Here is a 23,228-nt window from a genome sequence, read left to right on the forward strand (position 1 = left end):
GGGTTGAATGATGGGTTTTTTAAATATTAGAAAGAGACTGATTCTATCTGTTATGGCAATGCTGTTTGCTATGGGGCTGACTACTACGACTTCATATGCCGGTGTTGGTATCCTCGAGGAGGATGAGAACTCTATCTCTGCAAACCTCTCATTTTCCGGTAGTAACAAGCAGTGGGATAGTAACAGGAATGTGCTGACCTCAATCTGTCAGAGACGCAATGTCGATCTCTCTCTCGGATATGAGTATGGCTGGTCCTATTTCCATACCGTCTACAGCAGTGTGAACTTGGCTTACCGCAAGTGTGGTGTGGGTACTGTTCGTACTGCTATTCCAGGAGCGCCTGCCGGTTTTACGATAAACACCCAGTACGCCTCCGGCAGAGCATGGGGTTTAGGTGATGTCGAACTGGGTATCCGTACCCGCTTTGGTGGGAACTATATTAATAATGCGGCATGGGAAACTTTTCTGATTATTCCAACCGGTTACGACAACAACAGCCCCTCTGCACTTGGCCGGGGAGCTCTTGGTGCTGGTCTCGGTTTGATTTTCTCATCAGATGCATCTGACAGATATCCTAATAAGTGGGGATACAGTCATAAGAAGTGGGGTTGGAAGGCGGGCACTAAATTCACCTACTTCTTCTCCTCCAAAGGTAATTCACTCTCTACATTTGCGGCAGTTCAGTATGCCTTCACAGCCAGTGACTTTGAGCAGACGGGTGATTATTTAGAGTTCCGCATTGATAACTCCATCGGCTTTCAGAATGGTGGCGTTCAGCAGCAGGTCTTTATTAATCAGGCACCAACGGCCATGACCAGCTCTGATCAGACCTCGTTCAAGATAAAATACAGCCACGCCTTTATTGGTACGGGCTGGTCAGGAAGTATCAGCCTTGGCCACGCCTTCTTTGGTCGTAATGCAGCAAAATCCACCTCTATTGCAGCCGGTGCAAACTACCGGTGGAGAGACTAAACAATGATTAAAACGGTAACCTTCGTTCGCCTGCTGGCGCTGTCATGTGTGACGGCAGCCAGTGCTGTTGCGTTTGCAGCAGAGGGGGACCTGTACCGTTTAGTTGATGACTCAAACCTTCGTCAGGGGCCGGGCAGCTCTTATGCGGCTGCCGCGATGGCACACAAGGGTGATGAGGCAGTTGAGCTGAGTAGAAATAGTAGCTGGTTGCAGGTACGCCTGCAGAATGGAACTACAGGCTGGTTATACAGTGCAGCACTGACGCCTCAGACTCCTGCCAAGGCAGTGAAAACAGATCAGTTACCCGATGCACAAGCCGTCTCAGAGGCAGTTCAACGTGAAGCTTTGTCCGTGAGCGAAGTGCAACCCCTTTCAGATGAAAACAGCGTTATCGTATCCGCACCAGTGAAGCCGGCAGCGCATCGTGCTGTTATCAAGCAGGGTGAAGTGGCCGAAGCTTTTGTGCTTAATGGTTACGGTGCTGCTCCTGAAAAAACAGAAACAGCGGTAGTAGCGGTTCAACCGTCAGCAGAGCCCAAGCCTGTAGTTGAAACCAGGGTGCAGCCGGTCAAAGCTGCGCAGACACCGGTCGCTGATAAAACAGTCAAACCGGCAGCGCATCGTGCTGTTATCAAGCAGGGTGAAGTGGCCGAAGCTTTTGTGCTTAACGGTTATGGTGCTGCACCCGAAGTTGATATCAAGCCGGTTATGCTGTCTGAACAGCCAGTGATGAAAAGTGAAGAGCCTGTGGTTTGGCAGCTCTCGTCTGAAGAGACTACAGCAACCGATTCCGAGGTAACATCTGCAGCCCCTGCTGAGATAAAACAGGTGGGTGACGTTGCCATTGTAGATCTGCTTGCGGCTGAAACGGCACTTGCGCCAGTTCCGGCAGAGAAGGTGGCGGCAGAGAAGGCGGCGGCAGAGAAGGCGGCGGCAGAGAAGGCGGCGGCAGAGAAGGCTGCGGCAGAGAAGGCTGCGGCAGAGAAGGCTGCGGCAGAGAAGGCTGCGGCAGAGAAGGCTGCGGCAGAGAAGGCAGCGGCAGAGCAGGCAGCAGCAGAGAAGGCAGCAGCAGAGAAGGCAGCAGCAGAGAAGGCAGCGGCAGAGAAGGCGGCGGCAGAGAAGGCGGCGGCAGAGAAGGCGGCGGCAGAGAAGGCGGCGGCAGAGCAGGCAGTTGATGTTCAGATTGAGGCTACACCTTTACTGACGATGGACGAGTCTGAGGTGGCTGTTGCCCCCGTTGCAATCCAATCGGGCGAAACACAGCAGATTATTCAGACAACAACCATTCGTTCAGGGCCGGGAGCACTGTTTGAAGTTCTCGGCTGGGTTGGTGCCGGTGCTGATATCATTGCGCTTGAGCAGCAGGGACAGTGGTTGAAGGTGCAGATGAAACAGAGCGGGCGCATCGGCTGGATTGAGGCGGAAGCTTTAACTCAGGGGGCTGTAGCTGATCAGCCTGCTTATACTGTGCAAGAGAGGGCCGCTGGCTCACCGGTAACTGCTACTGGGGCGCTTGCTCCATCACCACTAACACCAGTTGTTGAGCAGCAGCCGTTGGTAGAAGAGACGGTTGATGCCATGCCAGTTTCTTTGGCTACTGATCAGGACAGAGGCAGGGCTCTCTATCGTTTTGAAAAGAATGCGAATCTGCGTGCCGGTCCGGATGCAGGGTTTGATGTGGTCTCCTGGGCAACTACCGGTGCCTATGCCGTTGGGTTGGCGCAGCAGGGTAACTGGTATCGTGTTCAGATGCAGGAGAGTAAGCTGATCGGTTGGGTCTATAAGAGCTCTGTTGCAATGGTAAAAGCAGCAGCACCAGTGGTTGTTGAGCGTGCTGCACAGGTGCAGGAGCAGCCTGCAATGGCTGCTGTAGAAACAACTGCACCGGTAATACCGATGCGGCCAGCCGTGGTGGCGACCTCTCCGGCAGAAGAGAAACGCTACCTGTTTACTGCAAACACAGGACTAAGGGCTGGTCCCGGCAATCAGTTTGATGTGGTTGCCAATGGCGCAGCCAGTGAGACAGCGACTGAGATTGATCGTCAAGGTTCATGGAGCCGGGTTCGCATGACCCTGAGTAACAAGGTGGGCTGGGTGGAGAGCTCCCTGCTTGCAGCTGTTGCAGAGGGTTCTTCAGCTGTTGTGGCTGTTTCTGATGCTACGCCTGCAGTGAAAGAAGGTGCTGTGTCTGAAGCCGCTCCGGAGCCTGCGGTCATAGCGTTGAAAACGGACATGCGTGAATCTGAGCCGGTTGTTAAGCCTGCACCTGTGCAACTGGTTACCGATAACAGGCCTCTCTATTTTTTCAAGGAGACCAGTAAGCTCAAAGCCGGCCCCGGTAATCAGTTTGATGCTGTGGCCTGGGGAGCGCGTAATGAGACAGCCAGTGAGATTGATCGCAAGGGTGACTGGTCGAGGGTTCGCCTGACCCTGAGCAATAAGGTTGGCTGGATAGCCAATGCACTGTTGATTCCGGCTGAAGTCGTGACCCACACCGCAGCAGCTCCGGCACTGCTGGCATCAGCAGAGTTGCCACAGGAGGGAGGCCTCTATGAGGTGATCAAAACCTCCACCCTGCGTGTTGATGCAAAAGACAGTGCCGAGGTCAATGGCTGGATCGGAAAAAGTGAACCTGTTGTAGTGCTTGAGCGCAGGAGTAACTGGGCGCGAGTCAATCCGCAGGCTGCCAATAATCATGTCGGCTGGATCAAAGCGGATGTATTGAAGGAGATCTCTGCAACAGCAATGATTATGCGCGATGGAGAGCATTTTATCAGCAAGCGTAATCTGAAAACTACGCTGAAAAGAGTCTCCCATGGCGAGGCATTTAACTTCTCCTACGCAGCCCTTGAGCAGGCTCTCTACAGGGTGCCTGTTGAGGAGTTTTATATCAATATCGACAGGGATGATCTCGAAGCGGTCTTCCGCAAAGATGTGTATGATAAATCCTCCTTTGATATTGAACTGAAAACCAAAGGATTGACGCTGAACAGAACGATGATTGGTCGTATCAGTGTGTTGGGAAGTTCGACGCGAGTGTTTGAAAAGAAATCGCTGCTCATCAAACTGGATAAGGATGGCGGCCGCTCCTATGGACGGCGCAGGATTGCCTTGCGATCGATGGCCACTGATAAGGCGATGATGCGTGAGTGGATGACCTGGAAGATGCTGGCGGCACTGGGTATGAAGGTGCCTGAGGTTCACTTTACCCGCGTCAATTTTAACAATGGTGAAAAGGTTGGCATCTATCTCTCGGTTGAGTGGATGGGCGAGAATTTCCTTGCCGGCAACGATATGGATGTAAATGGCGAGTTCTTCCAGCCCGAAGATGCATTTCACTGTGGTGATCTGCATACCACCGATGAGGAGCAACTGGCCCTCTGCTTCAACAAGATTACACCACCGGATGCCGATTACAGTTCACTGAGCAAGATGGCAAAAGCTGTCAAAAATGCCTCCAATGAAGAGATGCATAAGGTGTTGGCAAAACACTTTGACGATGAGACTGTTATCAACTGGATCGTTACCAACTCACTTGTAACCAATGGTGACACCTACAATAAAAACTACTGGTTATACAGGGATCCGAAGAAGGATAAGTGGACGGTTGTACCATGGGATTACAACCTGACCTTCGGCCGCACCTATGATGCCTTTGTTGAGAGTCCCTACACGATCTTTAATGATAACTTCCAGTACTGGTATCCACCTGATGTTGGTGCGAGTAATCCGATCAAAGATAAAGCGTTGCAGAATCCGCAGTTGCGTAGTCGTATTGAGAAGAGAATCCGGCATCTTCTGGGACTGGAACCCAATGGTACCGAGTCAACTTATGGCTGGTTCTCACCTACGGTTATGCATGCGCGTATCGGCAATCTGGCTTCGGTGATGGGTAAAGAGTTGTTCAAGGATAACATGCTCTCCTATGGCGAAGAGGATTTCAAAAAGATTTATGAAACGCTGATGTATTATGTCACCTCACATGCCAATTTCCTGAATGTGAAGCTGTTCGGCGAGTATAAATGGGTGCCGGCAGATCCGAATGCACCAGTCGTATTTGATCCGCCACTGCCGACACATCTGATTGGCGATGGTGAGATCAAAAAAGGCGGCGATTCTCTGCGCATGACCGATCAGAGCTGGGGGCTGCTTGCCGGTTATCTGTTGCTCGACCGGCCTGTTGAAAGCGCAACGAAATTCACACTTGAAGTGGAAGGTGGACAGCGGCCGAAATCACTGCCAACCGGACAGCAGGCAAAACGCTGTGTACAGCGCTCATGGGTGCTCTCCACGAAAGGAAAAGCGGTGAATGGCGACCTGCAGGTCGAATATACGCAGGAGAACTCAAGGCGGACTGAGGTTCCTGAGACGCTGCATGAGAATCAGCTGGAGCTCTGGATGTATAACGGAGACCGCTGGAAACCGATGAAGACTGAAGTGAATGAGTATGCCAACACGCTTACTGCAAAAGGTGTGCGCTTTGCTTCCGGAAAACCACAGAGGTTTGTGGCCTGTAGCCCGTTTTAACCGCTTACAGGTGTCAGATCGGTAGGCTTAAGCGCGATACTTATCGGTTAACAGTTGCCGTCTGATGAAGTCATGGCGGTTTTACGATAGCCTCCGGATAAGTCTGAACTCCGGCGTGGCTGGAGCAAACTGAATCTTCTGCTTGTGAAGATGGAGCTTGATTGAATGGTGAGACATGAAAAATCTGATCGCTAAAGTATGGGACGACTTCCGCAGCCCTGAGGGTGTTGCCACCATGCGTTTTGCCATCCGCCTGTTTCTGATTCTATTGGCCTACTATCTCATGAAACCGGTGCGGGAAGAGCTGATTCTTGATGGCGGTAGTGCAGAGATCAGGAGTTATGCGCTGGCTACGCAGGCGGCGTTGTTGCTGGTGATGGTGCCGATCTATGGTCACATTATCAAACATCTGCATGGCGACAGACTGTTCCATATTGTTACTATTTTTCTGGCTGCCAATATCGGCCTGTTCTATCTGCTTGGCTCTTCAGGTATGGATATCGGAGTGCCGTTCTTTATCTGGCTGGGCATCTTCTCAGTGGTTCAGATATCACAGTTCTGGACTATGGTCAGCGATTACCACTGCGTGGAGAAGGGCAAGCGACTCACCTCCTATATTGCGATTGGCGGCTCACTCGGTGCGATGATCGGTTCGATGGTGGCCAAGGGACTCTACCTTGAGCTTGGTGCATACGGACTGATGTTGATGGCTATTGGCATGCTGGTGGTGGCTGTGATTATCCCCGGTGCCAACGTTGAGATGCGCAAGGATGTTGATGAAAAAGTTGATGATGAGTCACTCAAACATCTGTTGGGTGGCCTCAAGCGTGTTCTGGATGTCCCCTACCTGCGCTGGATTGCCGCATCGGTTGTGCTGCTGAATCTGATTAATTCCACGGGCGAGTTTGTGCTGGCCGATTTTGTTACGGCTGAGAAAAGTGGTAAGGAGATCGGTGAGTTCTACTCGACCTTCTATCTCTATGTAAATATCGCCACACTGGTATTGCAGGCGTTTGTGGTGCGCCCTCTCTATCAGGCTATCGGTGTGGGTGGTGCGTTGATCAGTCTGGCAGTGATCAATCTATCGATGTATATCTCTGTGCTTGCCTTTCCTGTTCTGGCCTGGTTTGCCATTGTTAAGATGGCTGATAACAGTATCGACTACTCAGTGGCCAATACGACCAAGCAGATCCTCTTTCTGCCGCTGGATCGCTTCACACGTTATGAAGGGATGCTGGCTGTAAATACCTTTTTCACCCGTTTTGGTGACCTGATTCAGGGTGGTCTTATTTTTCTTATTGTTTCGGTGCTGGCGCTGCCAACGATGGTTCTTGTCGGGACCAATATCGTACTCTGCCTGTTATGGCTGTTTGTTACCTATAATGTGAGCAAACGTTTTAAGGAGTGGAGTAAGCGCTCTGAAGAAGTGAAGTAGGAAGTTAAAAGTTACACGGAATCTGATTTTATTATGGTGGGGATCATATGAGCTCAACAATTAAAGCGATAGTTCTGGCTGGCGGTTCGGGAAGCCGCTTATGGCCGCTTTCCAGACAGCAGTTGCCCAAGCAGTTTCTCAACCTTAATGGTGTTGACAGTATGCTGAGTGCGACCATTGGCCGCCTCGCACCGATGGTCAAAAAAGAGGATGTATGGGTGGTGACCGGGGAGTCACATGCAACCGGTGAAGCGTTCTCCGAGTTGGATGGGTTGAACAAGATTCTCGAACCTTGCGGCCGTAATACGGCACCTGCGATTGCTATTGCTGCCGCCCTGATGCAGGACATGAGCGGTGAGGATCCGATTATGGTGGTTCTTCCTGCTGACCATATCGTAGCCAAGAAAGAGGCATTTCAGGCGTGTCTGCAGCAGGCTGTGAAAGTGGCTGAAGAGGGTCGACTGGTCACCTTCGGTATCGTGCCGACAGATCCTGAAACCGGCTTTGGTTATATTCAGGCCGATGCTCCCGGAGAGAATGGAGTTCGCAACGTTCTGCGTTTTGTTGAGAAACCGAACCTTGAGAATGCCCAGCGCATGCTTGATGACGGTAACTATTACTGGAACTCAGGGATGTTTGTCTGGAAGTCCTCAGTGATTCTTGAAGAGGTAGAGCGCTATATCCCTGAACTGGCTGAGCTTCTGAATGCGATGCGTGAGCGCTGGAATGGTGATGAATCGTGGCAGAATGTGGTGCGTGAATGTTTTGCCCAGATGCCGGATATCTCGATTGATTATGGTGTCATGGAAAACTCCCAGCGTGTATCACTGGTTTCGGCAGATATCGGCTGGTCGGATGTTGGCAGTTGGGATGCAGTTCATGAGATGGCCGACCATGATGAAAATGGTAATGATATTGTTGGCAATGTTATGGCTATTGATTGCCACAATACACTCCTGCGCAGTGAAAAGAGTCTGATCGCAGCGGTAGGTTTGAAAGATATTATTGCCGTGGAGACGCCCGATGCGATTCTGCTCTGCAAGGTGGGTGATAGTCAGCGTGTGCGGGAGATCGTCGATACCCTGAAAACAGGAAAAGAGAGTTATCACCTTGAACATGTGACCGTACGCAGACCTTGGGGCAGCTATACTGTTCTGGAGGGGCGTGCAGAGGGCTACCAGATCAAGCGCATTGTTGTGTTGCCGGGGGCCAGTCTGAGTCTGCAGTCGCATCAGCATCGTTCCGAGCACTGGGTTGTTGTAGCCGGTACAGCAACGGTAACCTGCGGTGAGATGGTCAGAACGGTAGCCAAAAATGGCAGTGCCTATATACCGATTGGAGAAGTGCATCGCCTTCAGAATCTTGGCAAGATGCCACTGCAGCTGATTGAGGTGCAGGTGGGTGATTACCTTGGTGAGGATGATATTCAACGATTTGAGGACAACTACGGTCGTCAGTGAATATGAAGCGTTGCTGATCGCTGCCTTTACAGGAAGTATTGGCTTACGATGAAATCGATCATGCTCATAATCAAACTTGTTGTGCTACTGCTTTTACCCGCCGTTGTGTTTGCAGCTGAGGGTGAGGTACGTGATGTGCGCTTGTGGACTGCTCCTGATCACTCACGCGTGGTCTTTGATCTCAATCAGAAGGTCGAATACAAAGTATTCCGTCTGCATAATCCTGAACGTATTGTCATTGATATTGAGCATGCAAAGATCACCTCTGATTTAAAGAATCTCAATCTGCCCGATCCGGTTGTACAGAGTATGCGTCATGGTAAACCGACACCGGCAACGCTGCGCATTGTTATGGATGTGAAGGAGAAGGTGCAGCCGCGCTCTTTTCTGCTTAAACCGATGCAGGGCAAACCCTACCGGCTGGTCGTTGATCTGACGCGACCGGATCAGGCTAAAAAAGAGGCGGTCACGGCAGGCGAGTCGAAGTCGAAAAAGGGACTTGTTGTCGCTATCGATGCAGGTCATGGCGGCGAGGATCCCGGCGCAGTGGGGCCGCGCAAGCTCTATGAGAAAGAGGTGACGCTGGCTGTTGCCAAAGAGCTGGCCAAAATTATTGATGCAACACCGGGCATGAAAGCGGTACTGATTCGTAAAGGTGACTATTTTGTGCCGCTGAAGAAACGGGTGATTCTGGCGCGCAGATCCAAGGCTGATCTGATGATCAGTATTCACGCCGATGCGGTGCGTCAGCGCAATGTTGAAGGTGCAAGTGTTTATACCCTCTCTGAACGCGGAGCGACGCAGGATAAAGCTGCTCGTGCGCTGGCTGCCAAGGAGAATGCGGCTGATGAGATTGGTGGTGTTGAGATCGATGAGGTGGATGATCCGATGGTGAATATGATCCTCGGTGATATGTTCCGTCGCGACAGCCTCAACAGCTCCCAGATCTTGGCCGAATCGATTATTGGTAAGTTGAAGGACGCCGGTCCGATTAAGTACTCCACCCCGAAGCGGGCCCGTTTTGTGGTGTTAGGAGCGATGGAGATTCCCAGCGTTCTGGTTGAGTTGGACTATATCTCCAATCCGGCCAGGGAGAAAAAACTGAAAAGCAGGGATCATCAGAGGCGCCTCGCCTCCGCCCTGTTTGGAGCCAGTATGAGCTTCTTTGAGAAGATGGGGCGCATCAAACAGTCCAGTAGTCAGGCAAGATCAGAATCCGTGGCTGATCAGAAACAGTTTGCAGCAAACAGTCCGACACTCTGATTATGAATAACTCTACCGCTCTCTACCGTCGCCTGCTGGCGTTTTTGCTCCCCTATAAAGGACGTCTGGGTATCGCTGTGATCTGCATGGTTGTACTGGCGGCCTGTACGGCGGCAGTAGCATGGATGCTTAAACCTGTACTGGATGAGGCGCTCAGTGGCAAAAATCAGGAGCTGATCTACCTTATTCCTCTGGTCATTATCGGCCTCTACCTGCTCAAGGGCATCGCCTATTTCGGGCAGGCCTACATGATGGGTTATATTGGTCAGCGGGTGATCTTTGATCTGCGCAACATGCTCTATGAACGGCTGACATCACAATCACTGGCATTCTTCTCACACCGCAAAACCGGCGAATTGCTGGCACGCCTTTCCTATGATGTCACCCTGGTTCAGGCAGCAGTAAGTACCGCTGTCACAGCACTGATGCGCGATGCGATCTCTATCGTATTCCTGCTTGGCGTGGTGTTTATTCAGGACTGGATGCTTGCCCTGATCGCTATGCTGGTATTTCCTGCCGTGATCTACCCGATTGCCCGCTTTGGTCGCAAGATGCGTCATGCAACGCTGGATGGTCAGGCCTCCATGGGAGAGTTGACCACGCTTCTGGAAGAGACTGTTGGTGGCATACGGGTGGTGAAAGCCTTCGGTATGGAGGCCTATGAGCAGAGCAGGTTCCGTAAATTTACCGGTGATTTCCTGGCCCATCAGCTCAAGGTGTTCCGGGTGCATGCCCTGTCGTTTCCAATCATGGAGTTGCTGGCCGGTTTCGGTATTGCCGGTGTGCTCTTCTACGGCGGTATTCGCGTCGCTTCTGGTGAGACCACACCGGGTACACTGGTATCCTTCCTGGCTGCACTGCTGATGCTTTACGAGCCGGTTAAACGTCTCTCCCGCGCCAATAATGAGATTCAGCAGGGGCTGGCTTCGGCTGAACGCATCTTTGAAGTGATGGATGAGCCGATTCTCGTTCAGGATAAGCCTGGTGCTGTTGAGTTGGCACCCTTTGCCGACACGATTGTTTTTGAAAATGTCGGGCTGCAGTACCCCGGTTGTGAGCAGAAGGTGTTGCAGCAGGTTGATTTCACCGTTGCTGCCGGTCAGGTGGTGGCACTGGTCGGGCGCAGTGGATCAGGTAAAACATCACTGGCCAATCTTGTGCCCCGGTTTATCGACAGCACAGAAGGACGCATTCTGATTGATGGTTTGGATGTTCGTGATCTCACTCAGCAGTCACTGCGTAATCAGATCGCGCTGGTGACACAGGAGATCATTCTCTTTAACGATACCATTTTGAATAATATCGCTTACGGTCTTGAAAATGTTGATCTCAAACGTGTGGAAGAGGTGGCGCGAGCAGCCAATGCGCATGAGTTTATCGAGTGTCTTCCCGATGGTTATCACACACTGGTAGGTGAGCGTGGTGCAATCCTCTCCGGTGGTCAGCGCCAACGTCTCTCTCTTGCCCGTGCACTGCTTAAAGACTCGCCGATTCTGATTCTTGATGAAGCGACCAGCGCACTGGATACAGAGTCTGAACGGTTGGTACAGCAGGCGATTGATCTGCTGATGCAGAACCGTACGGTGATCGTCATTGCCCATCGCCTGAGCACCATTCGCGATGCCGATTGCATCGTTGTGCTGGATCAGGGGCGGGTGGTTCAGAGCGGTAAACATGATGTGCTGCTTGAAGAGGGTGGTATCTATGCCGAGCTCTATCAGTTGCAGTTCAGTGAGAGTGAATCCAGCGAGATCGCGCAGGGCAATGCCCCTGAGATGTTGATCTAACCAGGGTTTATTGCGCTGTTATCAGCGCTGATTTTATTTTTGCCAGATTGCTTTCAACAAACTGCAGTGTCTCCTGACACTTCTCATCGTTCAGTAGTCCGAGGCCGTAGTGGGCAAGGATGTAGCAGAAGGCAAAAGCCATGATCGGATCGTTGAGGTTGCGGTTGCCCGCCTCCTGATTGGCGATATAGCTGCCGATAGCGGCATTGCGCGCATTGCTCAGGCTCTCTTCCGAGCCGATCAGGCCGCGAAACTTCACACAGACCAGTGGCGCCATATGAAACAGGTCAGCTTCAGTCATCGTTTTGCCTGCAGCCTCAGCAAACGGGATCGCCGCTTTGGCATCCTCATACGCATCCATCATTTCAATCACCCAGCCTTCACTGGATGTCGCAAGCGCTCTTGAATCTGTCATTTGAAAACTTCCTTTAAAATACTGAACTTGGTTAGACCAAAATATTAAATCTTGCTGGCGATATGTAGCCAGAGACCTTCGAGAAGGCCTGCATCGACGGTGATCAGTTCTTCATAGCTCCAGCGTTGCATGACGGCATCGACAATAGCCAGACCGGCAATGATCAGGTCGGCCCGGCCCGGTTCGATGGTGCGAATCTGCTGGCGCTGTTCGTGAGTCATGGCCAACAGACGATCACGAAGGGTGATAAAAGCGGCTCTGCTCATGCGGTAGTTGTTGATCGTCTCTGCATCATAGGGGAAGAGATCAAGTGCAGCTGCGGCCAGCGTGGTCACTGTGCCCGCTGTGCCGACCAGATGCTTTGGAGCGCGATGATCTGGCCAGTGGGCTTCAACACGCTGCAGATGGTCGTTGGCGGTGGCTTTAAGGGCCTCATAATCATGCTCTGATGGCGGATCGGAGTGCAGATGTGCTTCAACCAGTCGTACCACACCGAGTTTGCGGCTGATATCATCAATGCGGTTTTGATTGCGGGCGCGGATGAATTCGGTGCTGCCGCCACCGATATCAAAGAGCATCATATCCTCTTGCGTCGCATTATTGAGAACCGAACAGGCACCATTGAGTGACATGCGAGCTTCATCGACTCCGCTGATGATCCGGATGTCGATGCCGGTTTCAGCTTTTACACGTTCAGCGAACGCTTGCCCGTTTTCAGCTTCACGCATGGCGGCGGTTGCAGCGGCAAAGGTGCGCTCGGCTGGAATGTTATGCTTGCTCAACAGTCCGGCAAACTCACTGAAGTTTGCCAGAGCGCGATCCATGCCCGCCTCTGAGAGGCGCCCTGTGTGATGCAGCCCTTCACCAAGGCGGGTGATGCGGTGAGCATAATCGATCCGTTGCCAGGGCAGAGGGCCATCTGATGGTTCGGCAATGAGCAGGCGAAAGGTGTTGGAACCGATATCAATGGAGGCGTAGTTCATTTCAGCTGCCACCGTGATTCTTCGAGACTTCAACATAGTTTCTGGCTGAGCGGTTAAGGAACTCCTTCTCCTCCGGCGTCAGCTTCCTGCGCTCTTTGGCCGGGCTGCCGGCATAGAGATAACCGCCACGCAGTATTTTGCGTTCGGTGACCAAGGAGCCTGCGGCGAGAAAACAGCCCTCTTCCAGAACGGCCTGATCCATAATGATCGAACCCATGCCGATCAGGCATCGATCCTGAATCTCACAGCCGTGCAGAATCACACGGTGGCCGACAGTGACATCGTTACCCACGATGCAGGGTGAGACACCACCACTGGTATGCAGAATCGAGTGATCCTGGATATTGGAGCGCTCACCAATCTCGATATCGTGCACATCACCGCGCAGCACGGCCTGATACCAGATGCTGGAGTCGGCACCGATTTTCACGCGGCCAATCACATCGGCTGATTCGGCGATAAATGCCGATGCATCAATCTCAGGGTTCCAGTGCAGATAGGGTTTAATCATTTATCACTCCTGAGCCGGCTGAATCCTGGCTTGGCTTGAGATCGGGATGCTGAAGCGGTCTGTGTTGCGGTTGGTCAAATCCACGATGGTGATGATCAGATTCTCTGGTTGCCATGACTCTGCCCAGACCAGAGACCCGGAGACAAACTGCTGGGTTGTCATATCAAATTTGTATTTCTCTCTGCCTTTCAGGTTGCGAAGTGGTAACTCTTCACCCTCCGGATTCATCACGGAAAAGCTGAGTTCGCCCTTCTGCCAGCGCGGGAAGTTTTGACCTTTAACCAGTATCAGGCTGTAGCTGATCTGGTCACTCTGTTTCCAGTAGGCTGCAGGTTTGAGCATGTGCAGCCCCTTCTTTTTACGGGCAGCAAGGACATCATCAAACATATCCAGTCGTTTCTGCATGTTTATGTTTTTATGCTCAAGCTGCTTCTGCTGCTGCTTCATGGCCTCAATCTGGGCATCGCGCAGAGAGAGTTGCGCTTCAACTTTAGAGTTCTGCTGGCTAAGCAGGCTCTGTTGATGCTGCAGTTCACTGATCTGATGCTGCTGGGAAACAAGCAGCTGTTTATCCAGAGCCAGCATGGTAATGGTGCCCACAGAGATGATGATAAACAGTAGGGCTGCCGCCAGCAGCAGAACTATTGGATAGAGGCGGAAGCTTAAGGTGCGCTTGCCATTGGATTGCGTCAGCTTGAAATGAACAGGGGCAGTGAATGCCTCATACAGCGATTTCATCAAAGCCAATGATCAGGGCCAGAGTGCGTGGGTGGCCAGACCCGCTGTCTCGTTAAAACCGAACATCAGATTGGCATTCTGGATCGCCTGACCCGCAGCACCTTTAAGCAGATTGTCGATACAGCTGACAATCACCGCCTCTGTGTCACTAAGCAGGGCGATACCGATGTCACACCTGTTGCTGCCACTGATGCCTGCCGTGGAGGGCAGCGTTCCCTGCGGAAGCAGTTTAATAAATGGTTCACCAGCATAGGCCTGCTGTAGAAGTTCAAACCAGCTTGCAGTGTTGCTGCCGGAGAGATGCAGGGTGCTGAGCATGCCTCTGTTCATCGGCAGGATATGCGGAACAAACCGAATCTTTGTTTCACTGCCTGCAAAACCTAGTGCCCACTCTTCCATCTCCCAGGCATGCCTGTGCCTGGGCAGGCCATAGGCTTTAACCGACTCATTGATTTCACAGTAGAGCAGATCGGTTTTGGCACTGCGGCCGGCACCGGATGTGCCCGATTTGGAATCGATAATGATCGATGAGGTCGTATCGATCACAGCTGCTTTGAGCAGTGGAATCAGAGGCAACAGTACAGAGGTGGGGTAGCAACCGGGGTTGGCAACCAGTCTGGCAGACGCCACCTGATCACGGGCGTGTTCTGTCAGTCCGTAAACCGCTTCATCAAAGAGCTCAGGGTGGGGATGATCAGCCCCGTATGCCGCTCTGTAGATATCATGGGTTTTATGCCGGAAGTCAGCCGACAGATCGACCACCTTTTTCCCGGCCTCAAGCGCAGTGAACACACTGGCTGCAGCCGCGCCATGCGGCAGGGCGGTAAAGACCAGTTCCACACCATCGGGCAGTTCTGCATCGGCAGCCTGCAATGTCATGGCTGCAATATCAGCCCCTACACCGGGCAACACCTCACCGGCCAGCTTGCCGGCCTGTGAGTGAGCGCCGAGATGGGTGACTTCAAAATGGGGGTGGGCATCAATAAGCCGAATAAGTTCAGCACCGGTGTAACCGGTTGCTCCGAGAATGGCGACAGATATCTTCATAGTGCAGGCATGCTACGCAATGGTTGCACGCCTTCAAATGATTTTACTCCGCCAGCAGTTTCCTTTAAGCGGTAAATATAAATTCGTGCTGGATTATGAGAGCGAAATCAGCAGGTTTCCCTCTCTCTTGATTGCACCTGAAACAGGCTTGCGATATCATGGGATAGGCATCAATTAAACCATAAAGGGGAGCGCATGATTCAGCCGACAGAGCAGGTGACAGTGTGAATCTCCGTTATCTGGCTCAGCCGTTTCGGCCACTGTTTGAGGCCGCCCGGGATTTGATGCCTATTATCCTGGTCATCCTCTTCTTTCAGGAGCTGGTGCTCAAACAGCCGATTCCCAATATGGAAGAGATGTTGATTGGCATGTTGATGGTACTGCTGGGTTTGGCACTGTTTGTGCGCGGTCTTGAAATTGGCCTCTTTCCGCTCGGTGAATCGATGGCCTTTGCCTTTGCCAAAAAGGGTAATGTCTTCTGGTTGCTGTTGTTTGCCTTCCTGCTTGGTTTCGGCACCACTGTCGCTGAACCGGCGCTGATCGCGGTAGCCGGCAAAGCGGCTGAGATTGCAGCTCAGGGTGGTGTCATAGAATCTACTCAGGAGGCGGTGGAGAGCTATGCCGATGGATTGAGGATGACAGTTGCGCTCTCTGTGGGTACAGCCATTGTGCTGGGGGTGTTGCGTATTCTCAAAGGCTGGCCGCTGCACTTCTGCATTATTGGCGGTTATTTCGTTGTCGTGGCGATGACCTATTTTGCGCCGGATGAGATTATCGGAATCGCTTACGACTCCGGTGGTGTGACCACCTCAACCATTACCGTACCGCTGGTGACAGCACTTGGTGTCGGTCTGGCCTCCTCGATTCGAGGCCGCAATCCGATGCTCGATGGTTTTGGTCTGATCGCCTTTGCCTCACTGCTACCGATGATTTTTGTCATGCTCTACGGCATTATGATATGAGCCATCTCGAACTGTTTCAGGAGACCTTACAGTCCACGCTACGTGATGTGATTCCGATTGCCCTGGTGCTGATCGGTTTCCAGATGTTCGTCTTGCGCCAGAAGATCGCCCATGCCTGGCGGGTACTGCGTGGTTTTGTCTATGTGCTACTGGGGCTGGCGCTGTTTTTGATGGGGTTAGAGGAGGCGATCTTTCCGCTTGGTGAGGTGATGGCAACCCAGCTGACCAATCCTGCTTTTCTTTATGGCGATCTCTACAAAGATGGTGTTGCCGTGATAGAGACTATTCGCTGGCAGGATTATGGCTGGGTTTACGCCTTCGCTTTCGCTATTGGGCTGGCAACCACGCTTGCTGAACCCTCCCTGATTGCAGTGGGCATGAAAGCCCAGCAGGTATCCGGTGGTGCGATCTCGGCATGGGGGCTAAGGCTTGCTGTATCACTTGGTGTTGCCATTGGTGTCTCGCTGGGCTGTTTTCGTATTGTCACCGGCACCGATCTCTGGCTCTATATTGTGGTGGCCTATGTGCTGGTGATCCTGCAGACGATGCGGGCACCTAAAATGATTATTCCACTGGCCTATGATTCCGGTGGTGTTACCACTTCAACTGTAACAGTTCCGTTGCTAGCAGCCCTTGGCCTTGGGTTGGCGGCAACAATCCCGGGCCGAAGCCCTTTGATTGATGGCTTCGGTCTGATCGCCTTTGCCAGCGTTTTTCCAATCATGAGTGTGATGGGTTATGCCCAGATTAGTCGCTGGTTGGAAAACAAGAAGAAGAATACAGGAGGAGAAGATGCGCTTTAAACTTTTGATTGCACTCGTCGCGGATGACAAAACAGATGAGATTATGCGTGTTGCCAGAGAGGCCGGAGCCACGGGAGCCACGGTTGTTGGTGATGCCCGTGGAGAGGGGTTGAATCCGAAAAAAACCTTCTTCGGGCTGACGCTGGAGTCACAGAGGGATATGCTGCTGTTTCTTGTGGAGGAGCATCTGAGCCGGAAAATTCTCGAACGCATTGCAGAAGAGGCCGGATTTGAAAAAAACCCCGGTTCGGGCGTAGCATTTCAGGTGGATGTGGAGGATGCTATCGGTATGGGGGGGCAGATCATGTGTCTGCTTGATGAAGTGGAGGATCAGCTATGAGTGAGAAATCATTTGTTAGAGTTCGTGATGTGATGAAACAGAACTACGACATTGTTGAGGGCGTGGCAACAGTGCGTCAGGCACTGGAGGTGATGCGCTACGTTGACACCAAAAGCCTGATTGTAGATAAGCGGCATGAGCATGATGAGTACGGTATCGTGCTGCTCTCAGATATTGCGAAAAAGGTGCTGGCGGCAAACAAATCTCCGGACCGGACAAGTATCTATGAGGTGATGACCAAACCTGCCCTCACGATTCATCCTGATATGGATATTCGTTATGCCAGTGCCCTGTTTGGCCGTTTTGGTATTTCGCGTGCGCCGGTAGTTGATGGTTCGGGAACCATTATCGGCATTGTCAGCCATACCGATATGGTGATGAAAGGCTTGATGAATCTGCTCTGATATTCATGATACGATCTGGCTCCATCTTCAAGCAGGCCTGACGATGGTCTCTAAAAATCAGGGATAATGTGAGGGGGTAACGATGCGTTTAATGATTGCTTTGATTGTTTCACTATTTATGTTGAGTTCATGTGCAACCATGGAGTCAGCTTGGAATAGCACTGTAACTGCCACCGGCGATGCCTATGACTGGGTTGTCGGCAACGATGAAGAAGAGACGAAATAAACGTTCAGGCTATCCAAATCAGTAACTATCCAAATCAGGGTTCTGCATGAGTTTGCTGCTGGGTAAAGCAGTATCACAACTTCTTCTGCCACCGGGTGGACTGATTCTTCTGGCCCTGCTGGGGCTTGTTTTCTACAGACGTTTTTGGGCGCGGCTGCTTATTTTTCTGGCCCTGACTCTGTTCTGGCTGCTCTCTACCGAACCTGTTCGCGATGCCCTGCTCAATCCGCTGGAGCAGGCCTATGCACCGCTTCAGTTGGACCAACTTCCCACAGATGAAAAGCTGGTCATCGTACTGCTTGGCGGAGGCCTTTATGAGAAGGCTCCGGAGTATGGAGGCAGGGATAGCCTTAGCAGCTTTGCCATGATGCGCACCCTCTATGCGGCTGATCTGGCATTGAAAAGAGGTCTGGATATCTACCCAACCGGTGGTGCCGTACTCTCTGAGACAACTGAACCCGAAGGGGTGGTGATGCATCGTTGGCTGAAAAGATTTGGTGTTGCTGAATCAGCCATCCATGTTGAAGCAGCAGCCAGAAACACCTGGGAAAATGCCACAAAAATCAAAGAGAAAGTTGCAGCGCAGGGCATTTCTGCGGTGGTTCTGGTCACCACCGCATGGCATATGCCACGCTCTGTCTGGTCATTTGAGCGTCAGGGTCTGAAGGTGATAGCAGCTCCTTGTGACTACAAGGTTGAGAGAGATGCGTACGATCTGCGCAGTTATCTGCCGCGCTGGAATGTCTTCTCTGAAAGCTGCGATGGTCTGCATGAATATATGGGGCTGCTCTGGTACAGGTTAAAGTCGCTGCTGTAGGAGATAAACAGTTCTGGTCAACACAGCGTTGTAGGTCTATAAATGGGTATAACATGTCTGGAGGTTTTGTGAGTCAATCGAAGACAAAGGATGCCGGTATTCAGGATGAGCTGTTCAGTGCCGGAGGCTCCTATCTTGAAGAGCTCTATGAGCAGTTCCTCCGAGATCCCGAATCGCTGGATCAGCAGTGGGTGACTTACTTTTCTGAACTGGAAGAGCGGGGCTATGCAACAACATCGCATCAGATGATGCTGGATAAGATGCGGCCACAACCGCGTACGGCGCAACGCTATTTTGATGATATCCCTTCACTTGCCGGGCGTGGCGATATTGAGTATCCATCACGCTCAATCTACCTGATTCACGCCTACCGTATGCATGGCCATCTGCATGCCCGGCTTGATCCCCTGCGTCTGGATCCGCGTCCGAACAGTCCTGAACTTGAACTGGCCTATTACGGGTTGACCGAGGCCGATCTGGATCATGAATTTCCAACCGGAGATCTTACCGGTGATCGGCAGATGCCGTTGCGTGATATCATTGATCTGCTCAAACAGACCTACTGTGGCCATATTGGTCCGGAATTTATGCATATCACCGATTCAGCACGCCGGCACTGGATTCAGTCGCGCCTTGAACGCATTCGCTCCCGAGCCGATTACGATGCCGATACGCGAAGACATATCTTTGGCCGAATTATGCATGCCGAGGAGATGGAGCGTTTTTTGCATACCCGTTATGCAGGTCAGAAGCGCTTCTCCCTTGAAGGTGGTGAGAGCCTGATTCCGATGCTCGATGCGCTGATTCAGCGGGCCGGAAGCAATGGTACCAAAGAGATTATTATGGGCATGGCCCATCGCGGTCGCCTGAATGTTCTGGCCAATATCATGGGCAAGTCACTCTCTAATATCTTCTCCGAATTTGAGGGTACTCAGCTTGAGGAGAGCGCTCATGGGCAGGGCGATGTGAAGTATCACATGGGGTTCTCCTCTGATGTGCGCACCCCCGGGGGCACGCTGCATCTCTCCCTCGGATTTAATCCATCACATCTGGAGATTATCACACCTGTGGTGCTGGGTAGTGTGCGGGCACGCCAGTGCCGCCGAAAGGATAAGTCGAAAACTGAAGTAATGAGCGTATTGATGCACGGCGATGCTGCCTTTGCCGGACAGGGTGTGGTGGCTGAATCCCTGCAGCTCTCCAAATTGCGCGGTTTCCGTATCGGTGGCACCATCCATATTGTTGTGAACAATCAGATCGGTTTTACCGTCAACCCTTTTGATGCCCGTTCAACCACCTACTGCACCGATATTGCCAAGATAGTGCAGGCTCCGATCCTGCATGTGAACGGCGATGATCCTGAGGCCTGCTGTCTGGCGGCTGAGATTGCTGTGGAGTATCGCAACACCTTCCACGAAGATATCGTCATTGATCTGATCTGTTACCGCCGCCACGGTCATAATGAGACCGACTCACCGGAGGTGACACAGCCGGTGATGTATCGCCGTATCAATGAGCATCCGACCGTGGAGCAGGTCTATCGTGACCGTCTGATTGAAGATCGCATTCTCACTGCGCAGGCATGTGACGATATGATCACGGCCTATCGCGACTGCCTGGAGAAGGTGCGCAGGGCCAATGACCTCAGGGCACCAAACCCGGTCAATAGTCTGCAGGGACGCTGGGATGGTTTTGTTAATGAGAGTGCCGAAGAGCCTGATACAACCGTCGATGCAGAGCTGCTTGCTGATCTGGCTCGACGGGTACATCGACTGCCTGCCGGTTTCTCGGTGCATCCGAGGGTCGAGAAAATCTACGATGGGCGCATTCAGATGATGGATGGCAAAACAGATGTCGATTGGGGTTGTGGCGAGGCGATGGCTTATGCATCGCTGGTGCATGAGGGGGGCTGGGTTCGCCTGACCGGTGAGGATTCAGGACGCAGTACATTCTTCCATCGTCATGCCGTGGTTTATGATCAGAAAACAGGTAAAAGCATGATTCCACTCAGACAGGTGGAGAATGGCGAACTCTCACACTTTATTGTCGTTGATAGCATGCTCTCCGAGATGGCTGTGATGGGCTATGAGTATGGCTACTCTGTGGCTGAGCCAAGGGCTCTGGTGATCTGGGAGGCGCAGTACGGCGACTTTACCAACATGGGGCAGGTGGTAGTGGATCAGTTTATTGCAGCCGGTGAGACAAAGTGGAACCGCATGTCCGGGCTGGTGCTCTGGCTGCCGCATGGTTTTGAGGGACAGGGCGCGGAGCACTCCTCTGCCCGTCTGGAGCGTTTTCTGCAGCTCTGTGCTGAAAACAATATGCAGGTGGTCTATCCCACCACACCTGCGCAGCTGTTCCATATGTTCAGGCGTCAGCTGATGAGTCGGGTACGCAAACCGATGATTATGATGGGCCCCAAAAGTATGTTGCGCCAGAAGCTCTCCTTCTCAAAACTGGAGCATTTTACGCATGGCAAGTTCCTGCCGGTGATGGGGGAGCGGCATCTGCCTGCTGGCCCGATGCGCCGCGTGATCCTCTGTTCAGGTAAGGTCTATTATGATCTTCTGGCTGAACGGCAGGAGCGGGGAATTGATGATGTTGTGTTGTTGCGTATTGAACGGCTCTATCCATTCCCGGCACAAGAGCTTATCTCCGAGCTTGAGCCATATGCCGCAACGCATGAGATATTCTGGGTTCAGGAAGAGCCTGCCAATCAGGGGGCCTGGCCATTCCTGAATAGTCCGATTCGACAGATTCTTTCACCGGATCAGAAGATCTATTGCGTCAGCAGACCTGCCTCAGCTGCACCGGCCGTTGGGTCAATAAAACGGCACAAAAAAGAGCTGGAGACACTACTTGAGGCCGCCTTTGCCGAGGGCACGGAAGGAGTGCTGATGTGATTGAAAATGGATTTGTGATGAACAGATGCAAGGGAGTGAAGCATGCAAGTTGAGATCAAAGTACCCAGCCTCGGAGAGTCCGAGACCGAAGCGACATTGATCGCCTGGCTCAAGCAGGAGGGTGATGTTGTCGCCGTTGATGATGTGCTGGCTGAGATTGAGAGTGACAAGATCACCATGGAGATCACAGCTCTGGATAGCGGTGTGCTGACCGGGATATTGAAACAGGTTGAGGATATTGTCGAACCCGGTGAAGTGATCGCGTATATCGATGATAGTGCAGAGGTTGCTGCCGGTGCGAAAAAGGTTTCGGCTGCAGTGGAAGAGGCTGTCACCGCTGCACCTGAGAAGGTTGATACGGTTGATGAGATTCCGGTTCAGGCAGAGCCGGAGCCAGCAGCTCCGCCTCCTGCGGCAAAGGTTTCTGAGGCTCCGCCACGCGGAGTTGCTGTCTCCTCTTCGGGCCGTAAGCAGGAGAGGGTGCCGATGAGTCGTCTGCGTCGCAGAATTGCCGAGCGATTGAAACATGCCCAGAACACCGCAGCGATGCTGACTACCTTTAACGAGGTCAATTTGCAGGCGGTGATGGATCTGCGTAGCCGCTATGGCCAGAGCTTTCAGGACAAACATGGTGTGAAACTCGGTTTCATGTCCTTCTTTGTGCAGGCTGTTAGCCATGCCATCTCGAAATATCCGGCACTCAATGCCTATATCGAAGGTGATGATATTGTCTATCACGACTATGTTGATATCGGAATTGCCGTCAGTACAGAGAAGGGGTTGGTTGTACCTGTGCTGCGCGATGCCCATCTGTTGAGTCTGGCTGAGGTGGAGAAGGGGATTCTCGCCCTGGCTGGCAAAGCCCGAAGCGGAGGTTTGAGCCCGGATGATCTGAAGGGAGGAACCTTCTCGATCACCAATGGCGGCATCTATGGTTCGATGCTCTCAACACCTATTCTGAATCCGCCCCAGAGCGGTATTCTCGGTATGCACACCATTCAGAAACGGGCTGTGGTGGAGAACGATGCCATTGTGATCAGGCCGATGATGTATCTGGCACTCTCCTATGATCATCGTCTGATTGACGGCTCTGATGCGGTACGTTTTCTGGTGGCAGTGAAAGAGGCACTCGAATATCCGGCCAGTCTTACGCTGGATCTGTAATCGCTGACAGTCAGATGGATGAGGCCAGGTTTGAACTTTTGCAGTCGATGCCGGTTTTTGGCGGCGTTAGTCGGGAGGGGCTGGAGTTCCTGATGCAGCGCGCATCTCTTCTCAATCTGGAGAAGGGCGAGTTTTTCTTTCACGAAGGTGACCCTGCAGTTTCGATGTTTGTCGTTGAGTCAGGTGTTGTTGCAGCCCTGAAACTGCGAGATGGTCAGGAGCTTGTAGCCAGAGAGCTGGGGCAGGGTGACTGCTTCGGTGAGATGGCGCTACTGGATCTCTATCCCCGCAGTGCATCGGTCATAGCCAGAACGCGCTGCAGGGCGATAGAGATTAGTCAGGTATCCCTGTTCGCGCTGCATCAGGAGAACCTCGAGCAGTTCACCATTATTCAGATGAATATCGGTCGCGAAATCAGCCGTCGCCTGCGCCTCTCTGATGAGAAGCTGTTCCAGATCGGCAGCGTTTAA

The 23,228-nt window shown here is 52.3% G+C and carries 20 protein-coding genes; 15 read left to right on the forward strand and 5 right to left on the reverse strand.

Annotation, left to right across the window (positions count from 1 at the left end; translation table 11 throughout):
* The first annotated feature begins 52 nt into the window (after nucleotides 1–52).
* From F3F93_RS08690 to msbA, 6 genes are all read left to right on the forward strand, one after another.
* Complete coding sequence (locus F3F93_RS08690) at nucleotides 53–973, forward strand: hypothetical protein (RefSeq protein ID WP_176958782.1); 921 nt, start codon at nucleotides 53–55, stop codon at nucleotides 971–973.
* 3 nt (nucleotides 974–976) lie between these two features.
* A complete protein-coding gene (locus F3F93_RS08695) occupies nucleotides 977–5,500 on the forward strand; it encodes a CotH kinase family protein (protein ID WP_176958783.1) in 4,524 nt (1,507 codons plus the stop codon).
* 175 nt (nucleotides 5,501–5,675) lie between these two features.
* Nucleotides 5,676–6,935 carry an Npt1/Npt2 family nucleotide transporter gene (locus tag F3F93_RS08700; protein ID WP_176958784.1) on the forward strand — a complete coding sequence of 420 codons (1,260 nt, stop codon included), beginning with the start codon at nucleotides 5,676–5,678 and terminating at the stop codon, nucleotides 6,933–6,935.
* Between the two features lie 47 nt (nucleotides 6,936–6,982).
* Nucleotides 6,983–8,395 (forward strand): mannose-1-phosphate guanylyltransferase/mannose-6-phosphate isomerase, encoded by a 1,413-nt coding sequence (locus F3F93_RS08705; RefSeq protein WP_176958785.1) that lies wholly within the window; start codon nucleotides 6,983–6,985, stop codon nucleotides 8,393–8,395.
* A gap of 60 nt (nucleotides 8,396–8,455) precedes the next feature.
* The gene (locus F3F93_RS08710; RefSeq protein WP_241697066.1) at nucleotides 8,456–9,658 is read left to right on the forward strand and encodes an N-acetylmuramoyl-L-alanine amidase; all 1,203 of its coding nucleotides are present in this window, start codon (nucleotides 8,456–8,458) and stop codon (nucleotides 9,656–9,658) included.
* 2 nt (nucleotides 9,659–9,660) lie between these two features.
* Nucleotides 9,661–11,445 carry a lipid A export permease/ATP-binding protein MsbA gene (gene msbA, locus F3F93_RS08715; RefSeq protein ID WP_176958787.1) on the forward strand — a complete coding sequence of 595 codons (1,785 nt, stop codon included), beginning with the start codon at nucleotides 9,661–9,663 and terminating at the stop codon, nucleotides 11,443–11,445.
* A gap of 7 nt (nucleotides 11,446–11,452) precedes the next feature.
* On the opposite strand, the gene F3F93_RS08720 is transcribed toward msbA, so the two are convergent.
* Genes F3F93_RS08720 through argC form a run of 5 tightly spaced genes read right to left on the reverse strand, consistent with a single transcriptional unit; the run spans nucleotide 11,453 to nucleotide 15,139 of the window.
* Nucleotides 11,453–11,860, reverse strand: a complete 408-nt coding sequence (locus F3F93_RS08720) for a hypothetical protein (RefSeq protein WP_176958788.1) — start codon at nucleotides 11,858–11,860, stop codon at nucleotides 11,453–11,455.
* A gap of 44 nt (nucleotides 11,861–11,904) precedes the next feature.
* Nucleotides 11,905–12,855: a Ppx/GppA phosphatase family protein gene (locus F3F93_RS08725; RefSeq protein ID WP_347239236.1), complete on the reverse strand. Its 951-nt coding sequence runs from the start codon at nucleotides 12,853–12,855 to the stop codon at nucleotides 11,905–11,907.
* A complete protein-coding gene (locus F3F93_RS08730) occupies nucleotides 12,845–13,354 on the reverse strand; it encodes a gamma carbonic anhydrase family protein (RefSeq protein WP_176958789.1) in 510 nt (169 codons plus the stop codon). The genes F3F93_RS08725 and F3F93_RS08730 overlap by 11 nt, the downstream gene beginning before the upstream one ends.
* Nucleotides 13,355–13,357: 3 nt before the next feature.
* Nucleotides 13,358–14,092 carry a hypothetical protein gene (locus tag F3F93_RS08735; RefSeq protein ID WP_176958790.1) on the reverse strand — a complete coding sequence of 245 codons (735 nt, stop codon included), beginning with the start codon at nucleotides 14,090–14,092 and terminating at the stop codon, nucleotides 13,358–13,360.
* Between the two features lie 12 nt (nucleotides 14,093–14,104).
* A complete protein-coding gene (gene argC / locus F3F93_RS08740; protein ID WP_176958791.1) occupies nucleotides 14,105–15,139 on the reverse strand; it encodes an N-acetyl-gamma-glutamyl-phosphate reductase in 1,035 nt (344 codons plus the stop codon).
* A 284-nt stretch (nucleotides 15,140–15,423) separates the two neighbouring features.
* On the opposite strand from argC, the gene F3F93_RS08745 reads away from it, so the two are divergent.
* From F3F93_RS08745 to F3F93_RS08785, 9 genes are all read left to right on the forward strand, one after another.
* A complete protein-coding gene (locus F3F93_RS08745) occupies nucleotides 15,424–16,101 on the forward strand; it encodes a DUF1538 domain-containing protein (RefSeq protein ID WP_176958853.1) in 678 nt (225 codons plus the stop codon).
* Nucleotides 16,098–16,904: a DUF1538 domain-containing protein gene (locus F3F93_RS08750; RefSeq protein WP_176958792.1), complete on the forward strand. Its 807-nt coding sequence runs from the start codon at nucleotides 16,098–16,100 to the stop codon at nucleotides 16,902–16,904. The genes F3F93_RS08745 and F3F93_RS08750 overlap by 4 nt, the downstream gene beginning before the upstream one ends.
* Nucleotides 16,894–17,244 carry a P-II family nitrogen regulator gene (locus F3F93_RS08755; protein ID WP_176958793.1) on the forward strand — a complete coding sequence of 117 codons (351 nt, stop codon included), beginning with the start codon at nucleotides 16,894–16,896 and terminating at the stop codon, nucleotides 17,242–17,244. Before F3F93_RS08750 ends, F3F93_RS08755 begins: the two co-directional genes overlap by 11 nt.
* Entirely contained in the window at nucleotides 17,241–17,648 is a 408-nt protein-coding gene (locus F3F93_RS08760; protein ID WP_176958794.1) for a CBS domain-containing protein, read from the forward strand. The genes F3F93_RS08755 and F3F93_RS08760 overlap by 4 nt, the downstream gene beginning before the upstream one ends.
* An 82-nt stretch (nucleotides 17,649–17,730) precedes the next feature.
* Nucleotides 17,731–17,874, forward strand: a complete 144-nt coding sequence (locus F3F93_RS08765; protein ID WP_176958795.1) for a hypothetical protein — start codon at nucleotides 17,731–17,733, stop codon at nucleotides 17,872–17,874.
* A gap of 46 nt (nucleotides 17,875–17,920) precedes the next feature.
* Nucleotides 17,921–18,691, forward strand: a complete 771-nt coding sequence (locus F3F93_RS08770) for a YdcF family protein (protein ID WP_176958796.1) — start codon at nucleotides 17,921–17,923, stop codon at nucleotides 18,689–18,691.
* 68 nt (nucleotides 18,692–18,759) lie between these two features.
* Complete coding sequence (locus tag F3F93_RS08775) at nucleotides 18,760–21,594, forward strand: 2-oxoglutarate dehydrogenase E1 component (protein WP_176958797.1); 2,835 nt, start codon at nucleotides 18,760–18,762, stop codon at nucleotides 21,592–21,594.
* A 42-nt stretch (nucleotides 21,595–21,636) separates the two neighbouring features.
* Nucleotides 21,637–22,758 (forward strand): dihydrolipoyllysine-residue succinyltransferase, encoded by a 1,122-nt coding sequence (sucB, locus tag F3F93_RS08780; RefSeq protein ID WP_176958798.1) that lies wholly within the window; start codon nucleotides 21,637–21,639, stop codon nucleotides 22,756–22,758.
* Between the two features lie 14 nt (nucleotides 22,759–22,772).
* A complete protein-coding gene (locus tag F3F93_RS08785) occupies nucleotides 22,773–23,228 on the forward strand; it encodes a cyclic nucleotide-binding domain-containing protein (RefSeq protein ID WP_176958799.1) in 456 nt (151 codons plus the stop codon).

Source organism: Mariprofundus sp. KV (assembly GCF_013387475.1).
In the GTDB taxonomy this organism is placed as follows: domain Bacteria; phylum Pseudomonadota; class Zetaproteobacteria; order Mariprofundales; family Mariprofundaceae; genus Mariprofundus.